A 19953-nucleotide genomic window follows, 5' to 3' on the forward strand; every position below is an offset into this window, starting at 1 on the left:
TCCTACGTTAGAAAAAATTATTCTTGAGCAGTCATACCACCAGTAATTTCTGTAATTTCAGTGGTAATTGCTGCTTGCCGTGCTCGGTTATATTGCAATTCGAGAGTAGAGATAATGTCATCAGCATTATCTGTAGCTGAACGCATTGCATTCGCACTTGAAGAGTGTTCTGATGTCTTGGCATCAAGAATCGCTCCATAAATCAAACTTTCTGCATATTGGGCAACCAATGCAGAAATGATTTCTGTATCTGACGGTTCAAATTCATACTCGGCAGAAACGTGCGCAGTACTTACATCAGAATTATTTAATTCTGTATTTTCTTGTGCTTCATTTTCGTCATTGAGTAATGACTTTTCAGTAATTGGGAGTACATCGTGAACAATAACATTTGATGTAATCCGGTTAACGTAATGACTGTAAACCATATACATTTCATCAAATACTTGATCACTGTACATTTGAACAGCGGTCTTCACAATACTGTGAACTTCACGATAGGTAGGAACATCGCTAACGCCTGAATATTCGTAAACGACATTCATTCCCCTCTTCTTAAAGAATTCTGTCCCTGTTTTACCGACCGTCAGAAATACTGTGTTGTCTTTATCAAGATTGTGCTTAGCCATCATATCTAACGTTTGCTTGATAATGTTACTGTTGTAACTACCAACCAAACCTCGGTCAGACGTAATCACAAGCACCCCAGTCTTTTTAACTGCGCGCTTTTTAAACAGTGCAGCGTAAACATCATCTTGCGAAGCTGCAGATGTTGCGCTGTGAGATTTAACCAGATCAGACAACATTTGCTTAACCTTCTCAGCATATACTTCGTAGGTCTGAGTGTGGTGTTGAATTTGATTCAGTTTTGCGGTTGAAACCATTTGCATCGCCGAAGTAATCTGACGCGTACTCTTAGTGGAATCAATCTTATGTTTAACTGCAGCGAGTGAAGCTGGCACTAAATCTCACCGTCCTTTCGACTAATCATCATTAACTATTTTTCTTCAGCGGCTTGCTTTTTAGTTCCTTGAAATGTTTCAGAGAACTTAGCAACAGCATTTTGCAAGTCATCGCCTTCTGGTAGCTTACCAGTCTTCTTGATGGTGTCGTAGAGGTCTTGGTGGTTAGCATGCATGTAAGCAGCCAATTCACTTTCGTAACGTTGAACATCTTCAATTTCGACTTTATCGATAAAACCACGTGAAAGAGCAAATAATGTTACAACTTGTTCTTCTACTGGTAGCGGATCATGTAATCCCTGCTTTAAGACTTCCATAGTCCGTTGACCACGAGCCAATTTAGCTTGCGTAGCTGCATCAAGGTCGGAACCGAATTGAGCAAAGGATGCTAATTCGTTGTATGAAGCAATATCCAAACGCAAAGTACCAGCAACTTTCTTCATTGCTTTGATCTGAGCGTCACCACCAACACGAGAAACTGAAGTACCAGCATCGATAGCTGGACGTTGACCTGCATAGAATTCATCTGAATCTAAGAAGATCTGACCATCAGTAATAGAAATAACGTTAGTAGGAATATATGCAGAAACATCACCAGCTTGGGTCTGAATGATTGGTAAGGCGGTCATTGAACCACCACCAAGATCATCAGACAAACGAGCAGCACGTTCTAGCAACCGTGAGTGAGTATAGAAAATATCACCAGGGTAAGCTTCACGACCAGGAGGACGACGAAGAATTAATGAAAGTTCACGGTATGCATCCGCTTGTTTTGATAAATCATCATAAACAATAAGAACATCTTTACCGTTGAACATAAATTCTTCACCCATCGCAGCCCCTGCATATGGCGCAATATATAACATTGGAGCAGGATTTGAAGCACTAGCTGAAACAACAATTGTGTAATCTAATGCTCCATACTTACGAAGGGTTTCAACACTAGCCCGAACAGTTGATTCCTTTTGACCAATAGCAACGTAAATACAAATTACGTCTTGGTTCTTCTGGTTAATAATAGTGTCTAACGCAATGGCAGTTTTACCTGTCTTACGGTCACCAATAATCAATTCACGCTGACCACGTCCAATTGGAACTAAGGCATCAATAACCTTAATACCAGTTTGAAGTGGTACACTAACACTCTTACGCTCCATAACACCTGGAGCTTTACGTTCAATTGGACGAGTTTTATCTGTCTTAATCTCACCAAGACCGTCAATTGGACGACCTAATGAGTCAACAACCCGTCCTAATAATGCATCGCCAACGGGTACTTCCATGATTCGACCCGTCCGCTTAACGGTGTCTCCTTCACGAATGCCTGTGTAATCCCCTAAAATAACAATACCTACATCATTACTTTCGAGGTTTTGAGCCATTCCGTAGACCCCGTTACTAAATTCGAGCAACTCACCAGCCATAGCATTATCTAAGCCATCGGCACGAGCAACTCCATCACCAACATAGGTAACAGTACCGGTTTCTTCGACAGATACTTTGTCTTGGTAGTTGGCGAGTTGTTTTTTGATGAGTGAACTGATTTCCTCAGTTTTAATGCTCATAAAGGTCTCACCTCTTTGAAAAAAGATATATTTATCTAACTAGTAAACGACGAATTTGCTTAATCTTTGAGCTGAGACTACCATCTAATGTCTTATTATCAACATGGACAATAACCCCACCTAAAATTTCTGGATCAACATGTTCTGTTAAGGTAACTTCATTAGCACCAAAACGTTTTGCAAGATTAGCCTTTAGTTGATCCTCTTGTTGTTTATCGAGTTGGATCGCTGTGGTAACGTCAGCATGCATCCGCTTCATTTTACGGTCATACCGCCGTTCAAACTCATCAATAATTGCGACCATGCAGTCAATACGGCCGTAATCGAAAACCATTTGAATTAAGTTAGCAACGTACTTTGAAGCACCTTGCTGTAAATCTTTAATCAATGATTTCTTTTCATCAAGTGACAGTTGAACTCCCGCAAGTGCGGCGTCCAATCCCTCGTTGTCCTCAAAGACTTGGCGTAAAGCAATCAATTCTTGATAAGTTTGATCGAGTTCGTTATCAGCATCGACCAATTCAAACAGTGCTTTCGCATAGCGATCAGCAACTGTCTTCTTATCAAGACTCATGTTCTACCAACCCTTCGATATAGGAATCGATCAATTCTTTTTGATCGTCTGCCTTTAATTCTTTTTGGATGAGTTTGGAAGCAATCTCAATAGATAAGTTTGCAACGTCATCCTTAGCACTGTTTAATGCATCGCGACGTGCTTGCTCAGCATCTTTTTGTGCTTGTTGCTTGAGAGCTTGGGCATCTTTTTGCGCTGTTTCAACAATCTGTGCTCGCTGAGTTTCCCCAGACTTTTTAGCATTACTTACAATCTCAGCAGCTTCTTGCCGTGAGCTTTGTAACTCAGCTTGTCGCTTTGCAGCCATCTTTTCAGCACTTTCACGTGAACAAGCAGCATTATCAATGTCATTAGCAATCTTATCTGCACGTTTCTTCATCATATCTGTTACCGGTTTCCAAGCAAAATGCTTAACTAATAGCATTAAGATGATAAAAGTAACGATGTAGAATACCAAGTCACCAATGTATAAACTGTTTGATTCAGCTAACACACTGTTTACAAACATCTATTGACACCTCCTTATCTTAAAATAAAAAACTTAAAATAATTACTTGTTCATAACAAGGAAGCCAATAACGATGGCAATAATAGGCATGGCTTCAATCAAACCAACACCAATAAACATCGTTGCTTGTAATCTACTTTGTAATTCTGGTTGACGTGCGATACTGTCAACTGTGTGTCCGATTAAGATACCGTCACCGATACCACCACCGATAGCGGCACCCATAGCCGCGAGTCCTGCAGCAATTGCTCCTAATGCCATTTTAAAATTCCTCCTTAGGGATTATTATTCGGAAATCTTCCGAGAAATATAAACCGTCGTTAATGTTACAAAGACATATGCCTGAATCGAACCGATAAATACGGAGAATCCTTGCCATGCTAGTTCCAAGAACAACCCTGGAATAATAGTTAGGATTCCATGTGAGAATGCCATATTAGCAATCAAACTCATTAAAAGTTCACCGGCAAAAATGTTACCAAAAATACGGAGACCAAGAGTTAAGAAGTTAGCAAAGTCTTCGATAATGTTAACAGGAAGCATTAAAGTAAATGGTTTAGTGTACCCTTTCAGGTATCCACCAAGGCCATTATGTGCTACTCCAGCAGCGAATGCTAATACCATTACCATTAAAGAAAGTGTTAACGTAACAACTGGATCTGCCGTTGGACTTCTAAGCACCTCAGCTCCGTTCCAATGGAATTGGAAAATTAAACCGAATTGGTTTGCAAAGAAGATGAAAACAAACAAAACAAAGGCAAAGAAACTATAGTGACCTTGTTCGGATGCTGGCATCTGGCTTCGCACAATTCCATTAGTGAAGTCAACTAGCCACTCAAATACATTTTGTGCACCAGTAGGCTTCATTTGGATCTTTCGTGACATCCCGTAAAGAGTGAAGAACACGATTGCGTAGATAATCAGTCCAGAAACAATGTTCGTAGTATTGAACGTAAGTCCGAAAAGCTTAAAAGTTAAAGCATCACCGCCCATTCATATTCCACCTCTTTCCTTATAACAATAATTTGGCTTGTAAATTGGATGAACGTTGCAAATAAAACGAACTACCCCAAGTTACGAATGTTAATATATCATTAATTTCGTTAAAATTCAAAAAAACATTAGGTTTATATATACCTACTAATCAATTGACAAGAGTGTAAAGAAAGCGTTTTCTTAGACTTGATAAACTTTTTCTTATAATCTGTTTTTTTCCACGACCTCTTAATTTTTTTGTTTTGTTATCATACGAAAAAAGCAGAGTAAGAGGTCGGATGCCTTTTCTTACTCTGCTTAAAAATTCAAACTATATTTCACTTTTGGCTTTTTGTGGAAGGATTAAATTCATTATTATCCCGAGGACAGCTGCAACAGCTAATCCAGAGAATTGATATTTTCCTAATTGAAGATAGGCATTTCCAATCCCAATTACTAAAATAACCGATGAAATCATCAAATTTCTTTTTTCATTAAAATCAATTTTGTTTTCAATCATTACGCGCAATCCGCTAGAAGCAATCACACCAAATAGTAGGAATGAAATCCCACCAATAACTGGTGAAGGAATAGATTCAATCAAGGCACTTAATTTACCAATAAAGCTAAAGAAGATGGCAAATACAGCTGCTCCAGCAATAACGTAAACTGAATGGACACGCGTAATTGCCATTACCCCAATATTTTCACCATAACTAGTTACGGGAGGGCCGCCAACGAAACCAGCAATAATCGAAGCCGTCCCATCTCCCGCAAGCGTATGGTTCAATCCTGGTTCCTTGAAGTAATTTCGCTCAGTCAACTCGTTTAGAACCATAATATGACCTAAGTGTTCTGTCATGGTAACAAAAGCGATTGGGGCCATACTCAAAATCGCACCCCAGTATAATTGGGGATGATAATCAACAAATGGAATCTGAAAGTCTGGCAAACTAAACCAATGTGCATGCGCAACTGGAGAAAAATCCACAATGCCAAATAAGACCGCAATAATATAACCAGCGACAATCCCCATCAAAATCGGAATTAAACCGAGGAATCCTTTAAAATACATATTGAAGATAACTGTTATTGCCATCGTAAGCATTGCGACCGCAAAAAAGCGCAAATCATAATGGCCAGTAGCCGAATTGATGGTAGCATCTTTGGCGGCAGTTCCTGCTAATGATAATCCGATTACAACAACAATCGGACCGACAACAATTGGTGGCAAAATGCGGTCAATCCATTGCGAGCCAACCAACGTTACAATTACTGATACGATTAAATATACGCACCCAACTGCAATGGTCCCCTGTGCAATACCCGGATAACCAGTAGTTTTCATTAAGGCCATCATCGGGACCACAAATGAGAAACTCGATCCCATATAAGCCGGAATCTTATGCTTAGTAATGAGTAAGTACATCAGGGTTCCTACTCCCGAACTAAATAAAGCAATTCCTGGATTTAATCCTACCAAAATTGGGACCAAGACAGTGGAGCCAAACATAGAAAACATATGTTGCAAAGATAAGCCAAACCACTGCCAGGGAGCTGGTCGTTCATCTACATCTAAAACAACATTATCACGGTGCGCCATATAAATCCTCCTAAAGAAAAAACGACCTTGGAATTCCTGCTCCAAAGTCGTCTCTTCCCTACTCAATCCAAATCTATGGAAAGAGCATTGAAAATTTATCCGCACCTTTGAAGTCTCACAGGACTCCGATTAAAGGTCTATTTATAAGTTATTCGTATGTTACTTTGTTTTAGGGTAATTGTCAACAACAGATTTACGACGCTTTGTCATCACCCAAGCGGTCATAGGAACAGTGATCAGCACCCCGATGAAAGAGATCAGAATTTCAATCATTTCTGCCACAAAAATTTTGTTATTCATAATTGTACCAAAGGAATAATGGAGACCTAAGAACCAAATAAATAGTGCTAAGAATCCTCCAAAGAAGCCAAAGAAAAGCGTATTAAATGTTGTTCCAATAATCTGTTGCCCAATTGCCATCCCGCTATGAATTAATTGACGATTAGTTCTTTCAGGATGATTCTCAAGGATTTCGGTAAGGCCAGAGGAGATCGCCATCGCCGCTTCTGCAATTGCTCCGAGTGAACTCAAAATAGTAGTAGTAACAGAAACTTTGAAATAACTAATTCCAATTAAAATTGACATCCCTTCTAACTCATCACTATCTTCTGTTCCAAAGCCCTGCACCATTGCCCAGTGCTCGACAATAAAGATCAGCACTAAAATTAAGCATAGCACGATGAGTGAAGCATAAAATGCCGTCACGGTTGTCCGCAAATCATCTTCCCCCATGAAAATAGTTATTGCCAAAATTGTAATCCCAATAGTTACCGTTACAAATAACGGGGGAACATGAAACGCGACTAAAATAATTGCAAAATATAAAAAGCCAAAATTAAGAAGCAAGCTTAAAAAAGCTGTCCAGCCCTGTTTCCCTCCCACAAGGACCATCAAAATTAGCAATACTAAGCCAAGGCCCGTAATTGTCGTCATCTTTACACCTTCTTCCCTAATAATAATGCCCCAAATAGACTGACAAGGGGAACTGAAAGGACAATTCCAATCCCACTGATCAGGCTCTGAATAGTCCCTAAGCTCATATTCATTGCATAGGTATATCCCCACGAGTTACCGTTTTTGATATACAAAAGACTACCAGTAAAGGTATCCACCATAAAAATTAAAAACAAAACATTTATTAACGGTCCCATAATTGATTTACCAACATTGCGGCCAGAGATAAATAACTGTTTGCGGGTAACAGCTGGATTTAACTGCTTTAACTCAAAAAGTGTGGCAATAATGTCGCTTGATTCATCCATTACCGCTCCTAAAGACCCTAACAATGTTTCAGCTAAGAAAAGCGGTCGAGGAACTTGCGTAACATATTCCATTGATTCATAGTAAATCCCCCGTTCATGCGTCCACATAAATACAAGCATACTTACTCCCAAGGCAACAAATGTTCCAATAACTGTTGCCGCAAAAGTCGCCAGCATCCTTTTACTAAAACCAAGAACTAATAATAAGCTAATAAACGTAAAAATTATGGCAAGAACGCTAAAAAGCAGCATGATATGCTGACCATTTTGCTTTAAGTCGATCTCAATTGCAATTATAAACAAAAGAGCATTAATTACTACGCTTAAGAATGCAAACATCCCTGAACGCCCCATAAGGAGAAGCAGCATCAAGACAACAAGCCAAAGTAAAAAGACAATTACTGTGTCTCGCTTATAACCGTTAACATTGGCGGTCAGTTTTCCGCCTCGTTTGCGAAGCTGGGTTAAAAATACTTCATTCCCTACCCGATAACGTTGATCCATCGGTTGCGAATCGCTATATGTATTTTGGACTGTTAATTTTTGCCCGCGATATTTGCCATTCATTAGTTTTACTTGGAGTTGTTGATTATATTGATGGTCAACATTATCAAACTGGTCTTTTACTCTTTGTTTACTCATCGTTTTTTCGCTGATTACTTTAGCAATTGGTTGTTGATAAAACTGTTCATTATGGCTGGTAAATAAGAGAGCACCAATTCCAACAACCATTAAAAAAATTAACAACCAGATTCTTTGCTTTGTCCAGTATTGCTTAATCACAACTTTACATCCCCTTAGTACAGCAAAACTATTGCCATTTTACTCTTAACAAGAGATAAAAAAAGGATTTAAGAAAAATCTTTACTTTTCCTAAATCCTTTTTAGTTTGCTACCAACCAATCTTGAACTAACTTTTTCACACCGGTCATTGAATCACAAGTTGTAACAGCCTGTTGGTAGAGTTTCTGACACTTTTTGCTGTCTAATTGCTTCATCATTGAACGTGTCCGTAAAATAGAACTGGCACTCATCGAATAGACATCCAATCCCATCCCGATTAATAGTGGCAATGCATAACGATCTCCTGCCATCTCTCCACACATCGCTACCGTTGTATCATGAGCATGCCCAGCATCGATAATGTGCTTAATTAATTTTAAAAAAGTTGGATTTAGCGGCTGGTAAAGGTACGAAACTGAATCATTACCACGGTCAGCCGCAAAACAATATTGGATTAAGTCATTAGTTCCAATGCTAAAGAAATCAACTTCTGCAGCTAAGCGATCAGCATTTAACGCGGCTAATGGAACTTCAATCATTATCCCAAGATGGATATCGCGGCCAATTTCTGGATGATCAACAGCTAATTTCTGCTGCTCCTCATAATAGATTTTCTTAGCTGCTCGTAATTCTTCAAGCGTGGTAATCATTGGAAACATAATATTAATCTTCCCAAACTCGGATGCTCGGAGTAAGGCCCGCAGCTGAGTCCTAAACATTTCTGGTCGATCAAGAGTAATCCGAATAGCCCGGTACCCAAGGAATGGATTCATTTCTTGGGGTAAGGGCATAAATTGAAGTGGTTTATCTCCACCGATATCTAAGGTCCGAACCACTAATCGTTTCCCATTTAACTGTTCAACAGCTCGGCGATAAGCATTAAACTGCTCTTCTTCGGTTGGGAGGTGGTCACTTTTCATATAAAGAAATTCGGTTCGAAATAGGCCAACACCATCAGCACCATTTTCTATTGCTGACGAAATATCCACTGAAGAACCAATATTAGCTGAAATCTTGTACCGTTGACCATCGGCGGTTACTGAGGGCTGGTTAATCATTTTTTTCCATTGCTGACGGACATTCATAAACTTATCAGTAATTTTTTGGTATTGTTTAACATCATTTGTTGATGGTTCAACAATTGCACTGCCTTCAAAGCCGTCAACAATTACTCGTTGGCCATTCTGCACCTTTTTGGTTATGTCGTTACACCCAACAATTGCTGGAATCTGTAAAGAACGAGCCATAATCGCTGCGTGACTAGTCCGCCCACCCAAATCAGTAATAATTCCCTTAACAAAGCGGCCATCCATCTGTGAAGTATCGGCCGGACCAATCGAATGGGCGACTACAATGACAGGGTGATCTAATTCACGTAAATTAGGGAGCTTCTTCCCTTCTAACTCTGCTAAAACCTGGTCTTGAATATTTTGAAAATCAGATGCCCGCTCTTGCATATATTCATTTCCAGTCATCGCCTGAAGGGTTTTAATCATCTTAGTAATTACTTCTGCAAAAGCCGATTCTGCATTTAAGCGTTGATTGGTAATCCGATTTTCAACTTGTTTAATCATTTCAGGATCATTTAAGATTGCAATGTGGGTATCAAAAATTGCCAAATTTTCTGCATTAAGTTTATTAACAAGCTTCTTTTTGGTTTCCTTTAGTTTCTGAATGATCTTCTCAAAAGCATAGTGTAATCTCGCTTTTTCACTATCGGGGTCACTAATATGATATTTTTCAAAACTAAGATTAGGCTTCGTCAATAAGTAAGCAGGTGCAATTCCCACTCCATCACTGGCTGCAATTCCATTAATTTGGGTCTCCATTAATCAATTCCCCTTTTCTGGTATAGTACCTATTATAAGCGAAAGCCTTTTCAACACAAACAAAAAAATAAAAGCAAAATTTGCGAAAGCTAAAAAGTTTTCTACAGATCATGCTTTTAATTCTTAATTATCTACTTAGTACCAAAAAGACGGTCACCAGCATCACCTAACCCAGGAACAATATATCCATCTTCATTAAGATGATCATCAAGTCCTGCTGTATAAATATCAACATCTGGATAAGCGTCGCGCACAGCCTTAACTCCTTCAGGGGCTGCAACTAAGCAAGCAAATTTCATGTTCTTTTCTGAGCAACCGCGCTTCTTTAAGGCTTCGATTGCCATCATTGCTGAACCACCAGTTGCCAGCATTGGGTCAACGATGAATAATTGCCGTTCTGTAATATCATTAGGTAACTTAACAAAGTATTCATGTGGCTTTAAGGTTTCTTCATCCCGGTACATTCCGATAAAACCAATTTTAGCTGCGGGGATAAGGTCCGTCATCCCATCAACCATTCCGATTCCGGCCCGAAGAATTGGAATAATTGCCACCTTTTTACCAGCCAATTCTTTCTGGGTCGTTTTAGCAATTGGCGTTTCAATTTCAACATCCTTTAATGGCATATCGCGTGCAACTTCATAAGCCATTAAAGTTGAAATTTCTTTGACAGTTTCCCGGAAAAACTTTGTCCCAACATTTTTATCCCGAATCATTGTTAGCTTGTGCTGAATCAATGGATGATCTAACACTTCAAATTTACCCATGCCTATATACACTCCTTTGAATTTCTTCACTATTCTACCAAAAAAATCAAGTCATGACAAAGGATCTTAACAACTTTTTATATTCTAATTTTTTAGTTAAGCGGATAATTTGTGGTTAGTTCGTGTACCCCTTTTGCGACCTCTTGTAGACACTCTTCATCGGTGGGATTAGTTAAAGCTGTACTGATTAATTCCGCAACTTTTTGCGCATCCTCTTCCTTAAATCCGCGGCTAGTAATAGCAGGAGTCCCAATCCGCAAACCACTTGTAATAAATGGACTTCGTGGGTCATTCGGAATGGCCTCCTTATTGGTTGTAATGTAGACACGGTCAAGGAGATTTTGCGCATCTTTTCCTGTTAAACCAGTCTTAGTAAGATCCAGAACGAGAAGATGATTTTCAGTTTTTCCTGAAACCATCCTAATTTGTTTACTAGTATTAAATACTTTTTCCATTGCTTGAGCATTTTTTACAACTTGTTGGATATATTCCGTATATTCTGGTTGCAAATCTTCATAAAATGCTTGAGCTTTCCCCGCAATTACATGTTCCAGTGGTCCGCCTTGGATCCCAGGGAAAACTGCTGAATTAATTTTCCGTCCTAATTTAGTCGATTTAGAGAGGATCATTCCTCCCCGTGGGCCCCGAAGAGTTTTATGAGTAGTAGTAGTAACGACATCAGCAATTGGAAGTGGACTTGGATGGACACCAGTTGCTACTAATCCGGCAATATGGGCCATATCAACCATCAAGTAAGCCCCAACTTCATCAGCAATCTTCCGAAATGCCTGCCAATCAATAATTCGACTATAGGCAGAAGCACCCGCAATGATTAATTGTGGCTTTACTTTTTTAGCTAACGCCATAATTTCATCATAATCAAGCTCTTCAGTATCTGGATTTAGGCCATAGCCATACGTCTTATATAGTTTTCCGCTAAAATTGACCGTTGCTCCGTGAGTTAGGTGCCCACCAGCATCCATCCCCATCCCTAAAATCACATCTCCGGGCTTGAGAAGTGCTTGATAAACTGCCATATTAGCTTGTGATCCGGAATGAGGTTGAACATTAACATATGCTGCATTGAATAACTTTTTAGCATAATCAATTGCTAATTGTTCAACTTGATCTATAAACTCACAACCACCGTAATACCGCTTATTAGGATATCCTTCAGCATACTTATTTGTTAGAACTGACCCTTGAGCTTCACGAACAGCATCTGAAACAATATTCTCGGAGGCAATGAGCTCAATCGTATCTTGCTGGCGTTGTTCTTCATTTTCAATGGCTGCCCATAATTGGGGTGATTTTTTACCATAGTTCATTTACAACATCTCCTCTGGTTATAAATAAAGAGGCTGGGAATCCTACTCAGTCTCTTTATTATTTTATTGAGATTTTAATTAGGGAGTGGTACCTCTTCCACTACGTTCCCTTATTATTTTACCGCATTCCTATCAAAGTGCATACCACCAGCCGACTTATTTAACCGATTCATGTATGCGCCCCCTAAATCATGAGCTGGAAATGCTTGAGTGACAATCGCTTTAACATTAGGTTGGTCATCAAATTGCCGTAAGCCATCAAATAGACGAGCACTGGCATCTTGAACATTTTTTCCTAATGAAAATTGAATAGCATTCATCGGCAATACTTCTTGTTGGAGAACCTTTTCTTCAGCCATCATCCCAACGTCAAATGGCTGTTGTCGTATCCATTCAACAACTTTATCCCAATCAGTATCTTCATCAACAATATATACTTGGGCCTTAGGTGCATAGTGCTTGTATTTCATTCCGGGTGCTTTAGGAGTTTCATTTTTGCCTACTTTATGATGATTAAGGTCAATGGATCCAATCACTTTTTCAATGTCCTTCTTCGTAACAGCACCAGGACGTAAAATTACAGGGTGGTCTGTTGACATATCAAGGACAGTGGATTCAACTCCTACCCGTGTCGGACCATTATCCACAATTCCAGAGATCTTACCATGCAAGTCATGATAAACGTGTTGGGCAGTAGTCGGGCTTGGTTTCCCAGAAGTATTAGCAGATGGTCCCACCATCGGAACACCAGCTTCTTCAATTAAGTCAAGGGTTGGTTGACAGTCGGGGTAACGAAAGGCAACAGTTTTCAAACCACCTGTGACGGTTTTTGAAAGTGCGCCCTTCTTAATCTTCAAGATAATAGTTAAAGAACCAGGCCAAAATGCATCCATCAACTTTCGGGCATTATCAGGAATCTCGGCAGCATACTTTTTAACCATTGCGATGGAGTTAACATGAACAATCAATGGATTATCACTTGGCCGCCCTTTTGCTAAATAAACATTCTTAACGGCTTTTTCATTGGTCGCATCAGCCCCTAATCCATAAACAGTTTCGGTTGGAAAAGCCACTAATTCACCGCGCTTAATCGCAGCTGCTGCTTGGGCAATCTCACCATGTCGAAAAATCTTCGTATCCATTCTTACTATCTTCCTCCTACGTTTGAAAAATCCCATGCGTGTATCATCCTCATTTTTCCTGCCACATCATGTCGTGGGCATATCTGTGCGTGTTCATCGGTTTGATGTAGTAATTCTTGAATTGACTCCTCTTGATCATAACCAGTTTCGCCAAATATTTGACCAGTTGTAGTTAGGTATTGCCCTGCTTGCTTAAATAAGCGATGATAGAATCCTAACCCATGTTCACTAGCAAATAGGGCTAGGGCTGGTTCGTTTTCAAGGACCGCTTGATCAATTTCACCAGTATCGTCTGGGTCAATATAAGGCGGATTAGTCACAATTAAATCATATTGCTGATCAATATTTTCAAATAAATCGCTTTTAATTAACGGCAACTTCAAGTTAAACTTAGCCATATTTTCCTGAGCAATAGCAAGCGCAGCGGTTGAAATATCACTTAAACTTACATGCCAATTTGGCCGTTCAAGTGCAAGGGTAATGCCTATCACTCCACTCCCCGTTCCTAAATCAAGGACTCTTAATGGGCGAGATGGCATTTCTTGCAACACCCAATCGATTAACTCTGCTGTCTCAGCTTCTGGAATCAAAACATTTTTATTAACTTTAAAAGTTCGTCCATAAAATGGGGCCTGCCCAACAATATATTGAGCAGGCTCATGATTAAGCAATCTTGTTATGGCATCCTTCCACCAGTCTACTTCGTCAGCTGGCATCTCATCACGATTATGCAAAAGTAAGTGAGTCGCATCCCAACCATGTGATTGCTGAAGTAAAAACCGAGGGGCACTTGGGTCAATATTTGTTCCTTGTAATTGTTCTTTTGCCCATCGCTGAGCCATAAAGTAGTTGGTCGGTACGAAACTACTCATTTCGTAATTGCTCCAACTTTTGCGTTTGGTCGGCAACAATCAATGCTTCAATAATTTCATCGAGGTCACCAGCCATAATCTTATCAAGCTTATTTAATGTTAATCCAATACGGTGATCTGTTACCCGGTTTTGTGGGTAGTTGTAAGTACGAATCCGTTCTGACCGATCACCTGTCCCGATCGCGTCTTTCCGCTTTTGATCATAGGCGCTCTGTTCTTGTTGTTGGTAATAATCATAAACCCGTGACTTCAAAATCCGCATTGCCTTAGCCCGGTTCTGCTGTTGTGAACGCTCATCTTGCATTGCAACAACAATCCCTGTTGGCAAGTGGGTCATTCGAACAGCTGATGAAGTTTTGTTAACGTGCTGACCACCAGCACCGCTTGAACGGTAAACATCAACCCGGATATCTTTAGGATCGATATCTACATCCACATCTTCAGCTTCTGGCATTACCCCAACCGTCGCAGTTGACGTATGGACACGTCCAGCAGATTCAGTAACAGGAACCCGTTGAACACGATGCGCACCGTTTTCAAACTTAAGCTTAGAATAAACCTTATCCCCAGTAATCATTAAGGCAATTTCCTTAAAGCCACCGACTTCAGTTTCATTTCGATCCACAACTTCTACTTTCCAGCCTTGCTTTTCAGCATAACGAAGATACATGTTATATAGATCAGCAGCAAAGAGGCTTGCTTCATCCCCTCCGGCAGCTCCACGGATTTCCATGATAATGTTTTTATCATCATTAGGGTCTTTAGGAATTAGTAGAACTTCAAGCTCTTTTTCTAATTGTGCTTGTTCTTCGCGCGCTTCCGCTAACTCTTCCTTGGTTAAGGCCGTTAAATCATCATCATTTGTTTCACGCAATAGTTCTTCATCATCACTAATCGTTTGGGTGACTTTTTTATATTGATTATATTTTTCAACTGTTTCACGTAAGCTTCCTTCTTCTTTTGAAAGCTTCATAAAACGTTGCGAGTCGGCAATTACTTCTGGATCACTGATCAATTCATTTAGTTCATCGTAACGATCAGCAACTGCTTGAAGCTTATCGAAAATTTCTTCCATTTCCATTCTTGATTATTCCTCCTATTGTTTTAATTGGGGATGAAAATAGTGCTTCCGGCATACTGGGTAATATGATTCATTTCCTCCTATCTGGACTTGTTCTCCCTCATATACTGGCTTGCCATTATGAATCCGTAAATTCATTGTAGCTTTATGAGGGCAGAACCAACAAATTGTTTTCATCTCTTCAATTTTGTCAGCATAAATCAGTAAATATTTTGAACCTTCAAATAATTCATTCCGAAAGTCATTCTTTAGTCCAAAAGCCATTACCGGAATATTTAGCTCATCAACAATTTTGATTAATTGTAAGACATGCTCTTTCTTTAAAAACTGTGCTTCGTCGATCAATACACAATATATCTTACGGTCCATCTTATTAACATAATCGTAAATATTGGTATCATCCATAATTGGTTTTACTTTACGCTCTAGGCCAATCCGACTAGCAATGATGCCTCGACCAGAACGATCGTCAACACCACTCGTCATTAAAACAACCGGTTTCCCTTGTTCTTCATAGTTATGAGCAACCTTCAAAATATCGATTGACTTACCAGAATTCATCGCGCCATATTTAAAGAATAGTTGTGCCACTACAATTGCTCCTTTTTGTTTGCATAGTACTCTTCATTATATCCAAAAATTTGTGTCATTTAAATACTTCCACATTAGGAAAGAGTTTTTTACATTGAATAACTTTAATCTTATAATAATTTCAGTTTAATAACTTTCTTTTTGTTATCGTAAAGTTTAGAATTAAACGGTAATTTTAATCATCACTATTGTATCACTTACAATTGACACGAAAGGAATACATATATTCATGACAGTTCGAAGTTCATTTGCCGAATTTGCCGGGCGGTCAAGCTATTGGTTCCTCCATACTTTTATGAACGGAGGAAGTTCCCTTCCAGGAAAATTAACCTTAAAGCTTGATCCAAATATTCTCCAAGCCTTTAGCAAAAAGTACGACCTTGTTATTGTAACAGGGACAAATGGAAAAACATTAACCACCGCATTAAGCGTACGAGTTTTACGGGAAAAGTATGACCAAGTTCTTACTAATCCGACTGGTTCCAACATGGAGCAAGGAATCGTAACTACCTTTATTACGGCTCCCTATCCAAAGAAAAAAGGGCTGGCCGTCCTCGAAGTCGATGAAGCAAATGTAGTTAAAGTATGTAAATACATCACCCCAATTGCCTTTGTCTTCACCAACATTTTCCGTGATCAAATGGATCGTTACGGTGAAATCTACACCACTTATAACAAGATCTTAAAGGGGGTTAAATTAGCACCAAAAGCAACCATCATCGCTAACGGGGATGAACAGCTCTTTAACAGCAAAGACTTGCCTAACCCAATCATCTATTATGGCTTTAACCACGAAGAAAAAGAGCCTTTCAACGCCCCAGCTAACACTGATGGTCTCCTTTGTCCTAAATGTCAACACATTCTAAAGTATCGAATGCGAACTTATGCCGGGCTAGGTAACTACTTCTGTCCAAATTGTGGTTTCCATCGACCAGAATTAACGTATGCTGTTACCAAAATTGATAAGCTTACCCCCACGCATTCAACTTTTGAAATTGATGGGCAAAAATACACCATCGGAATCGGTGGTTTATATAACATCTATAATGCTCTTGCCGCTTACTCTCTTGGTCGTTTTCTCGGAGTGAGCCAAGCACATATTAAAGATGCTTTTGAATCAGACGAACGAGTTTTTGGCCGCCAAGAAGTCATTAATATCGATGGAAAACAAGTTACTTTGATCTTAGTTAAAAATCCAGTTGGTCTTAATCAGGTTTTAGATATGATTGAGACAGATGACAAGCCCTTTAGCTTTGCCTTCTTACTAAATGCTAACTATGCTGATGGAATTGATACTAGCTGGATCTGGGACGGCGACTTTGAAAAACTTACCCAACATCAAATCCCACAATACATGACGGGAGGAGAACGCTATAAAGATATTACCACTAGATTAACAATGGCTGGCGTAAAAGATATGTGGCATGAACCAGACCTTACCCAGGTAATTGATAAAATCAAGGAAATGCCAACTGAACATGTCTATATTCTGGCAACATATACAGCCGTTCTTCAATTACGCAAACAACTAGCAGAAAAGGGCTATATTAAAGGAGGAATGGACTAATGGCAAAATATCACTTACACCTCGCCCACCTCTACGGCGATTTATTAAATACTTATAGTGATGTCGGTAATATTATCGCCCTTCAATATTACGCTAAACAGATGGATACCGATATTAATGTCAAAGTCATTAGTATCGACAACGACTTTAATCCACAAGATTTTGATTTAGCTCTTTTCGGCGGTGGACAAGATTACGAACAACTTGTTGTCTCCAAAGATCTTCCAAACAAAAAAGCAGGCATTGACAAGTTTATTAATGATGGAAAGCCGCTGCTTGCTATTTGTGGAGGTTATCAACTTCTCGGCCACTATTATATCGGTGCTGATGGCGAAAAGATTCCGGGGCTTGGCATCCTTGATCACTATACTTTAAGCCAGGATAATCACCGTTTCATTGGTGATATCACCATCAAAAACGAAGAAAGCAATCAAGAGTACCATGGTTTTGAAAATCACAACGGCCGCACATTCTTAGGAAAAGGTGAGCGTCCGCTTGGTAAAGTAATTTCTGGTAATGGAAATAACGGTGAAGATCATACCGAAGGAGCAATCTATAAAAACACTTATTGCTCTTATTTCCACGGTCCCATTCTTACAAGAAATGGTGAGATTGCTAAAAAGATTCTTTTAGCAGCTCTTGAGCATAAATACCCCGATGCCGACTTAAGCAGTCAAAAAGCCCTAAAAATTAAACCTACATTTTAATTAAGGTGACAAACAGTGAACCAAACCATAACATTTGTATTTACCATTATTTTTTTGCTAGAAAGTTTTTGTGAAGTCCGTCTTTTCTCCCAACTACAAGCACTAGCCATTCAAAATCCAACTAGAATCCCACCACGCTTTGCAAAAGTTATTCGTCTTGAGCGTCGTTGGAACTGGATATCTTGGATCCTAATCATCTTACTATTTCTTACTTCATCAAATTTCACGATTTTATGGGTAAGCCTAATCACATTGATTGAAACCTATGTTGTCTGGCGAATGGATAACATGAAAAGTAAGATGACTAGCGAAGATTAGAATACAAAAAGGGATGAGATTGAAGGAAAGTAAAAATTCCTTCTAACCTCATCCCTTTTAATTTTTTAAAAATTAATCTTTCCAGTAATAATCAGCATCAACGCAATCACAGCTGCTAAGGCGATAATTGTTGCTAACCACTTTTCTTTCTTACTCATTTTATTAGGAGCCCTGGCAAATAATGGTATTCCTAGCGCAAAAATAATCGCACTTGCAAATACATATTCAAGTCCCGAAGCAACTAACATATAGACGGAATAAAGAGAAGCTAACGTAGCAATAATCTTAAAGCCGAGGCCCATTTTTTCGCTAATTGCTAATTTCAACCCATATAACGCAGAGAGCAGGTAAGCAACTAAGGTCATCGTCGCAGCTAAAGTATATGCAATTGTATAGGCCATTTGAAGCTGTGGAAGCAGTAAAACTAGTAAACATACTTGCATAATAATTGTATATACAATTAATGCAAACCCAGGAACACCATGGCAATTAACAAGTTTAAATGCTCGCGGCATATCCCGATCATAACTGGTTACATATGCAATTTCTGGTCCAATCATAAACCAACTCAATAATGCTCCTAATAGAGAAATCAGTAAGCCAATTTTAATAATAAGGCTTCCCACTATTCCTAATGCTGTATGACTAAGGGCTGCTGCCAGTGGAACTGAAGTCTGACTAAGTTCTTTAGCAGGTAGAATCCCCATTGGAATAATAGAGATTGAAATATAGAGGACCAATACAATTACAAAGCTAATAATCGTTGCTAATCCAACATCACGTGGCTGCTTTGCCCGACGTGACATTGAAACAGCTGCTTCAATCCCAACAAAACACCACACAATAGTACTCATCGCACCACTAATTTGGTCTTTAAATGGGACATGCGTTTGATTAACAGCAAGAATGCTTGTCCAATCAGGAACATTAAAAACATGCGGCTGAAATGCAAAAACACCAACAATAACAACTAATAAAAGCGGTAAGATCTTAATAATCGTAATAATGGCATTGAGAATACTTGCCTCGCGGACACCAAACCATGTAATCGCAGTGTATCCCCACAGAATAATTGAGCCCCCGATAAAACACATTAATGGCGAAAGTTGATACGTCCCGAGCATACTATTTAAGGTCTTAAAAAAGAGCGAGATAAAAGCAATGTTACCAAAAACTGCTCCCATCCAATATCCCCAAAAGGAGTTAAAACCAATATAGTTGCCAAAGCCTTCCTTTGCATAAGTATAAATTCCACCGTTCATCTCCGGTTTGACAACAGAAAGCTTGTAGAAGACTAATACTAACATCAAAATTCCGAAGCCACCAATTAACCATGCAATTAACGCAGCCATTGGATTTGCTTTCAAAATCAAATCGGTTGGACTATTAAAAATCCCACCACCAATAATCGTTCCTACAATTAAGGTGATTAAGAGGAAGAGATTTAACTTCTTTTCCTTCACCTTAATCACCTCACTTATAAATATTCTTAAAATGTGGAATAATTATACATTATTTA

20 protein-coding genes are annotated in these 19953 nt (G+C 39.2%); 3 read left to right on the forward strand and 17 right to left on the reverse strand.

Annotation, left to right across the window (positions count from 1 at the left end; translation table 11 throughout):
• Nucleotides 1-17 precede the first annotated feature (17 nt).
• From QOS06_RS04530 to QOS06_RS04605, 16 genes are all read right to left on the reverse strand, one after another.
• The gene (locus QOS06_RS04530) at nt 18-962 is read right to left on the reverse strand and encodes a F0F1 ATP synthase subunit gamma (protein WP_003672563.1); all 945 of its coding nucleotides are present in this window, start codon (nt 960-962) and stop codon (nt 18-20) included.
• A gap of 35 nt (nt 963-997) precedes the next feature.
• Nucleotides 998-2527: a F0F1 ATP synthase subunit alpha gene (gene atpA, locus QOS06_RS04535; protein ID WP_003672565.1), complete on the reverse strand. Its 1530-nt coding sequence runs from the start codon at nt 2525-2527 to the stop codon at nt 998-1000.
• Between the two features lie 31 nt (nt 2528-2558).
• The gene (atpH, locus tag QOS06_RS04540; RefSeq protein ID WP_003666566.1) at nt 2559-3101 is read right to left on the reverse strand and encodes an ATP synthase F1 subunit delta; all 543 of its coding nucleotides are present in this window, start codon (nt 3099-3101) and stop codon (nt 2559-2561) included.
• Nucleotides 3091-3609: a F0F1 ATP synthase subunit B gene (gene atpF, locus QOS06_RS04545; RefSeq protein WP_283595565.1), complete on the reverse strand. Its 519-nt coding sequence runs from the start codon at nt 3607-3609 to the stop codon at nt 3091-3093. Before atpF ends, atpH begins: the two co-directional genes overlap by 11 nt.
• A 42-nt stretch (nt 3610-3651) precedes the next feature.
• The gene (atpE, locus tag QOS06_RS04550) at nt 3652-3870 is read right to left on the reverse strand and encodes a F0F1 ATP synthase subunit C (RefSeq protein WP_003666561.1); all 219 of its coding nucleotides are present in this window, start codon (nt 3868-3870) and stop codon (nt 3652-3654) included.
• Between the two features lie 24 nt (nt 3871-3894).
• Nucleotides 3895-4602, reverse strand: coding sequence for a F0F1 ATP synthase subunit A (atpB, locus tag QOS06_RS04555; RefSeq protein ID WP_003666558.1), 708 nt, complete (start codon nt 4600-4602; stop codon nt 3895-3897).
• A 313-nt stretch (nt 4603-4915) separates the two neighbouring features.
• The gene (gene uraA, locus QOS06_RS04560) at nt 4916-6187 is read right to left on the reverse strand and encodes a uracil permease (RefSeq protein ID WP_113896691.1); all 1272 of its coding nucleotides are present in this window, start codon (nt 6185-6187) and stop codon (nt 4916-4918) included.
• A 159-nt stretch (nt 6188-6346) separates the two neighbouring features.
• Complete coding sequence (locus tag QOS06_RS04565; protein ID WP_078009145.1) at nt 6347-7120, reverse strand: YibE/F family protein; 774 nt, start codon at nt 7118-7120, stop codon at nt 6347-6349.
• Nucleotides 7121-7122: 2 nt separating this feature from the next.
• Nucleotides 7123-8232 carry a YibE/F family protein gene (locus QOS06_RS04570; protein ID WP_283595567.1) on the reverse strand — a complete coding sequence of 370 codons (1110 nt, stop codon included), beginning with the start codon at nt 8230-8232 and terminating at the stop codon, nt 7123-7125.
• A gap of 101 nt (nt 8233-8333) precedes the next feature.
• Complete coding sequence (gene ptsP, locus QOS06_RS04575) at nt 8334-10061, reverse strand: phosphoenolpyruvate--protein phosphotransferase (RefSeq protein WP_085680314.1); 1728 nt, start codon at nt 10059-10061, stop codon at nt 8334-8336.
• A gap of 131 nt (nt 10062-10192) precedes the next feature.
• A complete protein-coding gene (gene upp / locus QOS06_RS04580) occupies nt 10193-10828 on the reverse strand; it encodes a uracil phosphoribosyltransferase (RefSeq protein ID WP_003676152.1) in 636 nt (211 codons plus the stop codon).
• A 92-nt stretch (nt 10829-10920) separates the two neighbouring features.
• The gene (glyA, locus tag QOS06_RS04585) at nt 10921-12156 is read right to left on the reverse strand and encodes a serine hydroxymethyltransferase (RefSeq protein ID WP_085680313.1); all 1236 of its coding nucleotides are present in this window, start codon (nt 12154-12156) and stop codon (nt 10921-10923) included.
• Between the two features lie 113 nt (nt 12157-12269).
• On the reverse strand, nt 12270-13298 hold the full coding sequence (locus QOS06_RS04590; protein WP_078009141.1) for an L-threonylcarbamoyladenylate synthase: 1029 nt from the start codon (nt 13296-13298) through the stop codon (nt 12270-12272).
• Nucleotides 13299-13303: 5 nt separating this feature from the next.
• Nucleotides 13304-14170: a peptide chain release factor N(5)-glutamine methyltransferase gene (gene prmC / locus QOS06_RS04595; RefSeq protein ID WP_283595568.1), complete on the reverse strand. Its 867-nt coding sequence runs from the start codon at nt 14168-14170 to the stop codon at nt 13304-13306.
• Nucleotides 14163-15245 (reverse strand): peptide chain release factor 1, encoded by a 1083-nt coding sequence (prfA, locus tag QOS06_RS04600; protein WP_003676159.1) that lies wholly within the window; start codon nt 15243-15245, stop codon nt 14163-14165. The genes prmC and prfA overlap by 8 nt, the downstream gene beginning before the upstream one ends.
• A 21-nt stretch (nt 15246-15266) precedes the next feature.
• On the reverse strand, nt 15267-15842 hold the full coding sequence (locus QOS06_RS04605) for a thymidine kinase (protein WP_003667548.1): 576 nt from the start codon (nt 15840-15842) through the stop codon (nt 15267-15269).
• Between the two features lie 229 nt (nt 15843-16071).
• Here QOS06_RS04605 and QOS06_RS04610 point away from each other — a divergent pair, with 229 nt between their 5' ends.
• From QOS06_RS04610 to QOS06_RS04620, 3 genes are read left to right on the forward strand one after another with little or no spacing between them, the layout of a single operon-like run.
• Nucleotides 16072-17409 (forward strand): Mur ligase family protein, encoded by a 1338-nt coding sequence (locus QOS06_RS04610; protein WP_107690430.1) that lies wholly within the window; start codon nt 16072-16074, stop codon nt 17407-17409.
• Nucleotides 17409-18116 carry a type 1 glutamine amidotransferase gene (locus QOS06_RS04615; protein WP_085680307.1) on the forward strand — a complete coding sequence of 236 codons (708 nt, stop codon included), beginning with the start codon at nt 17409-17411 and terminating at the stop codon, nt 18114-18116. The genes QOS06_RS04610 and QOS06_RS04615 overlap by 1 nt, the downstream gene beginning before the upstream one ends.
• Nucleotides 18117-18131: 15 nt before the next feature.
• Nucleotides 18132-18434, forward strand: coding sequence for a hypothetical protein (locus QOS06_RS04620; RefSeq protein WP_003672585.1), 303 nt, complete (start codon nt 18132-18134; stop codon nt 18432-18434).
• Between the two features lie 65 nt (nt 18435-18499).
• On the opposite strand, the gene QOS06_RS04625 is transcribed toward QOS06_RS04620, so the two are convergent.
• Complete coding sequence (locus QOS06_RS04625) at nt 18500-19906, reverse strand: amino acid permease (RefSeq protein ID WP_078009136.1); 1407 nt, start codon at nt 19904-19906, stop codon at nt 18500-18502.
• Between the last annotated feature and the right edge of the window lie 47 nt (nt 19907-19953).

The sequence above is a fragment of the Limosilactobacillus sp. DJ3M12 genome (assembly GCF_947381695.1).
GTDB lineage: Bacteria > Bacillota > Bacilli > Lactobacillales > Lactobacillaceae > Limosilactobacillus > Limosilactobacillus kinnaridis.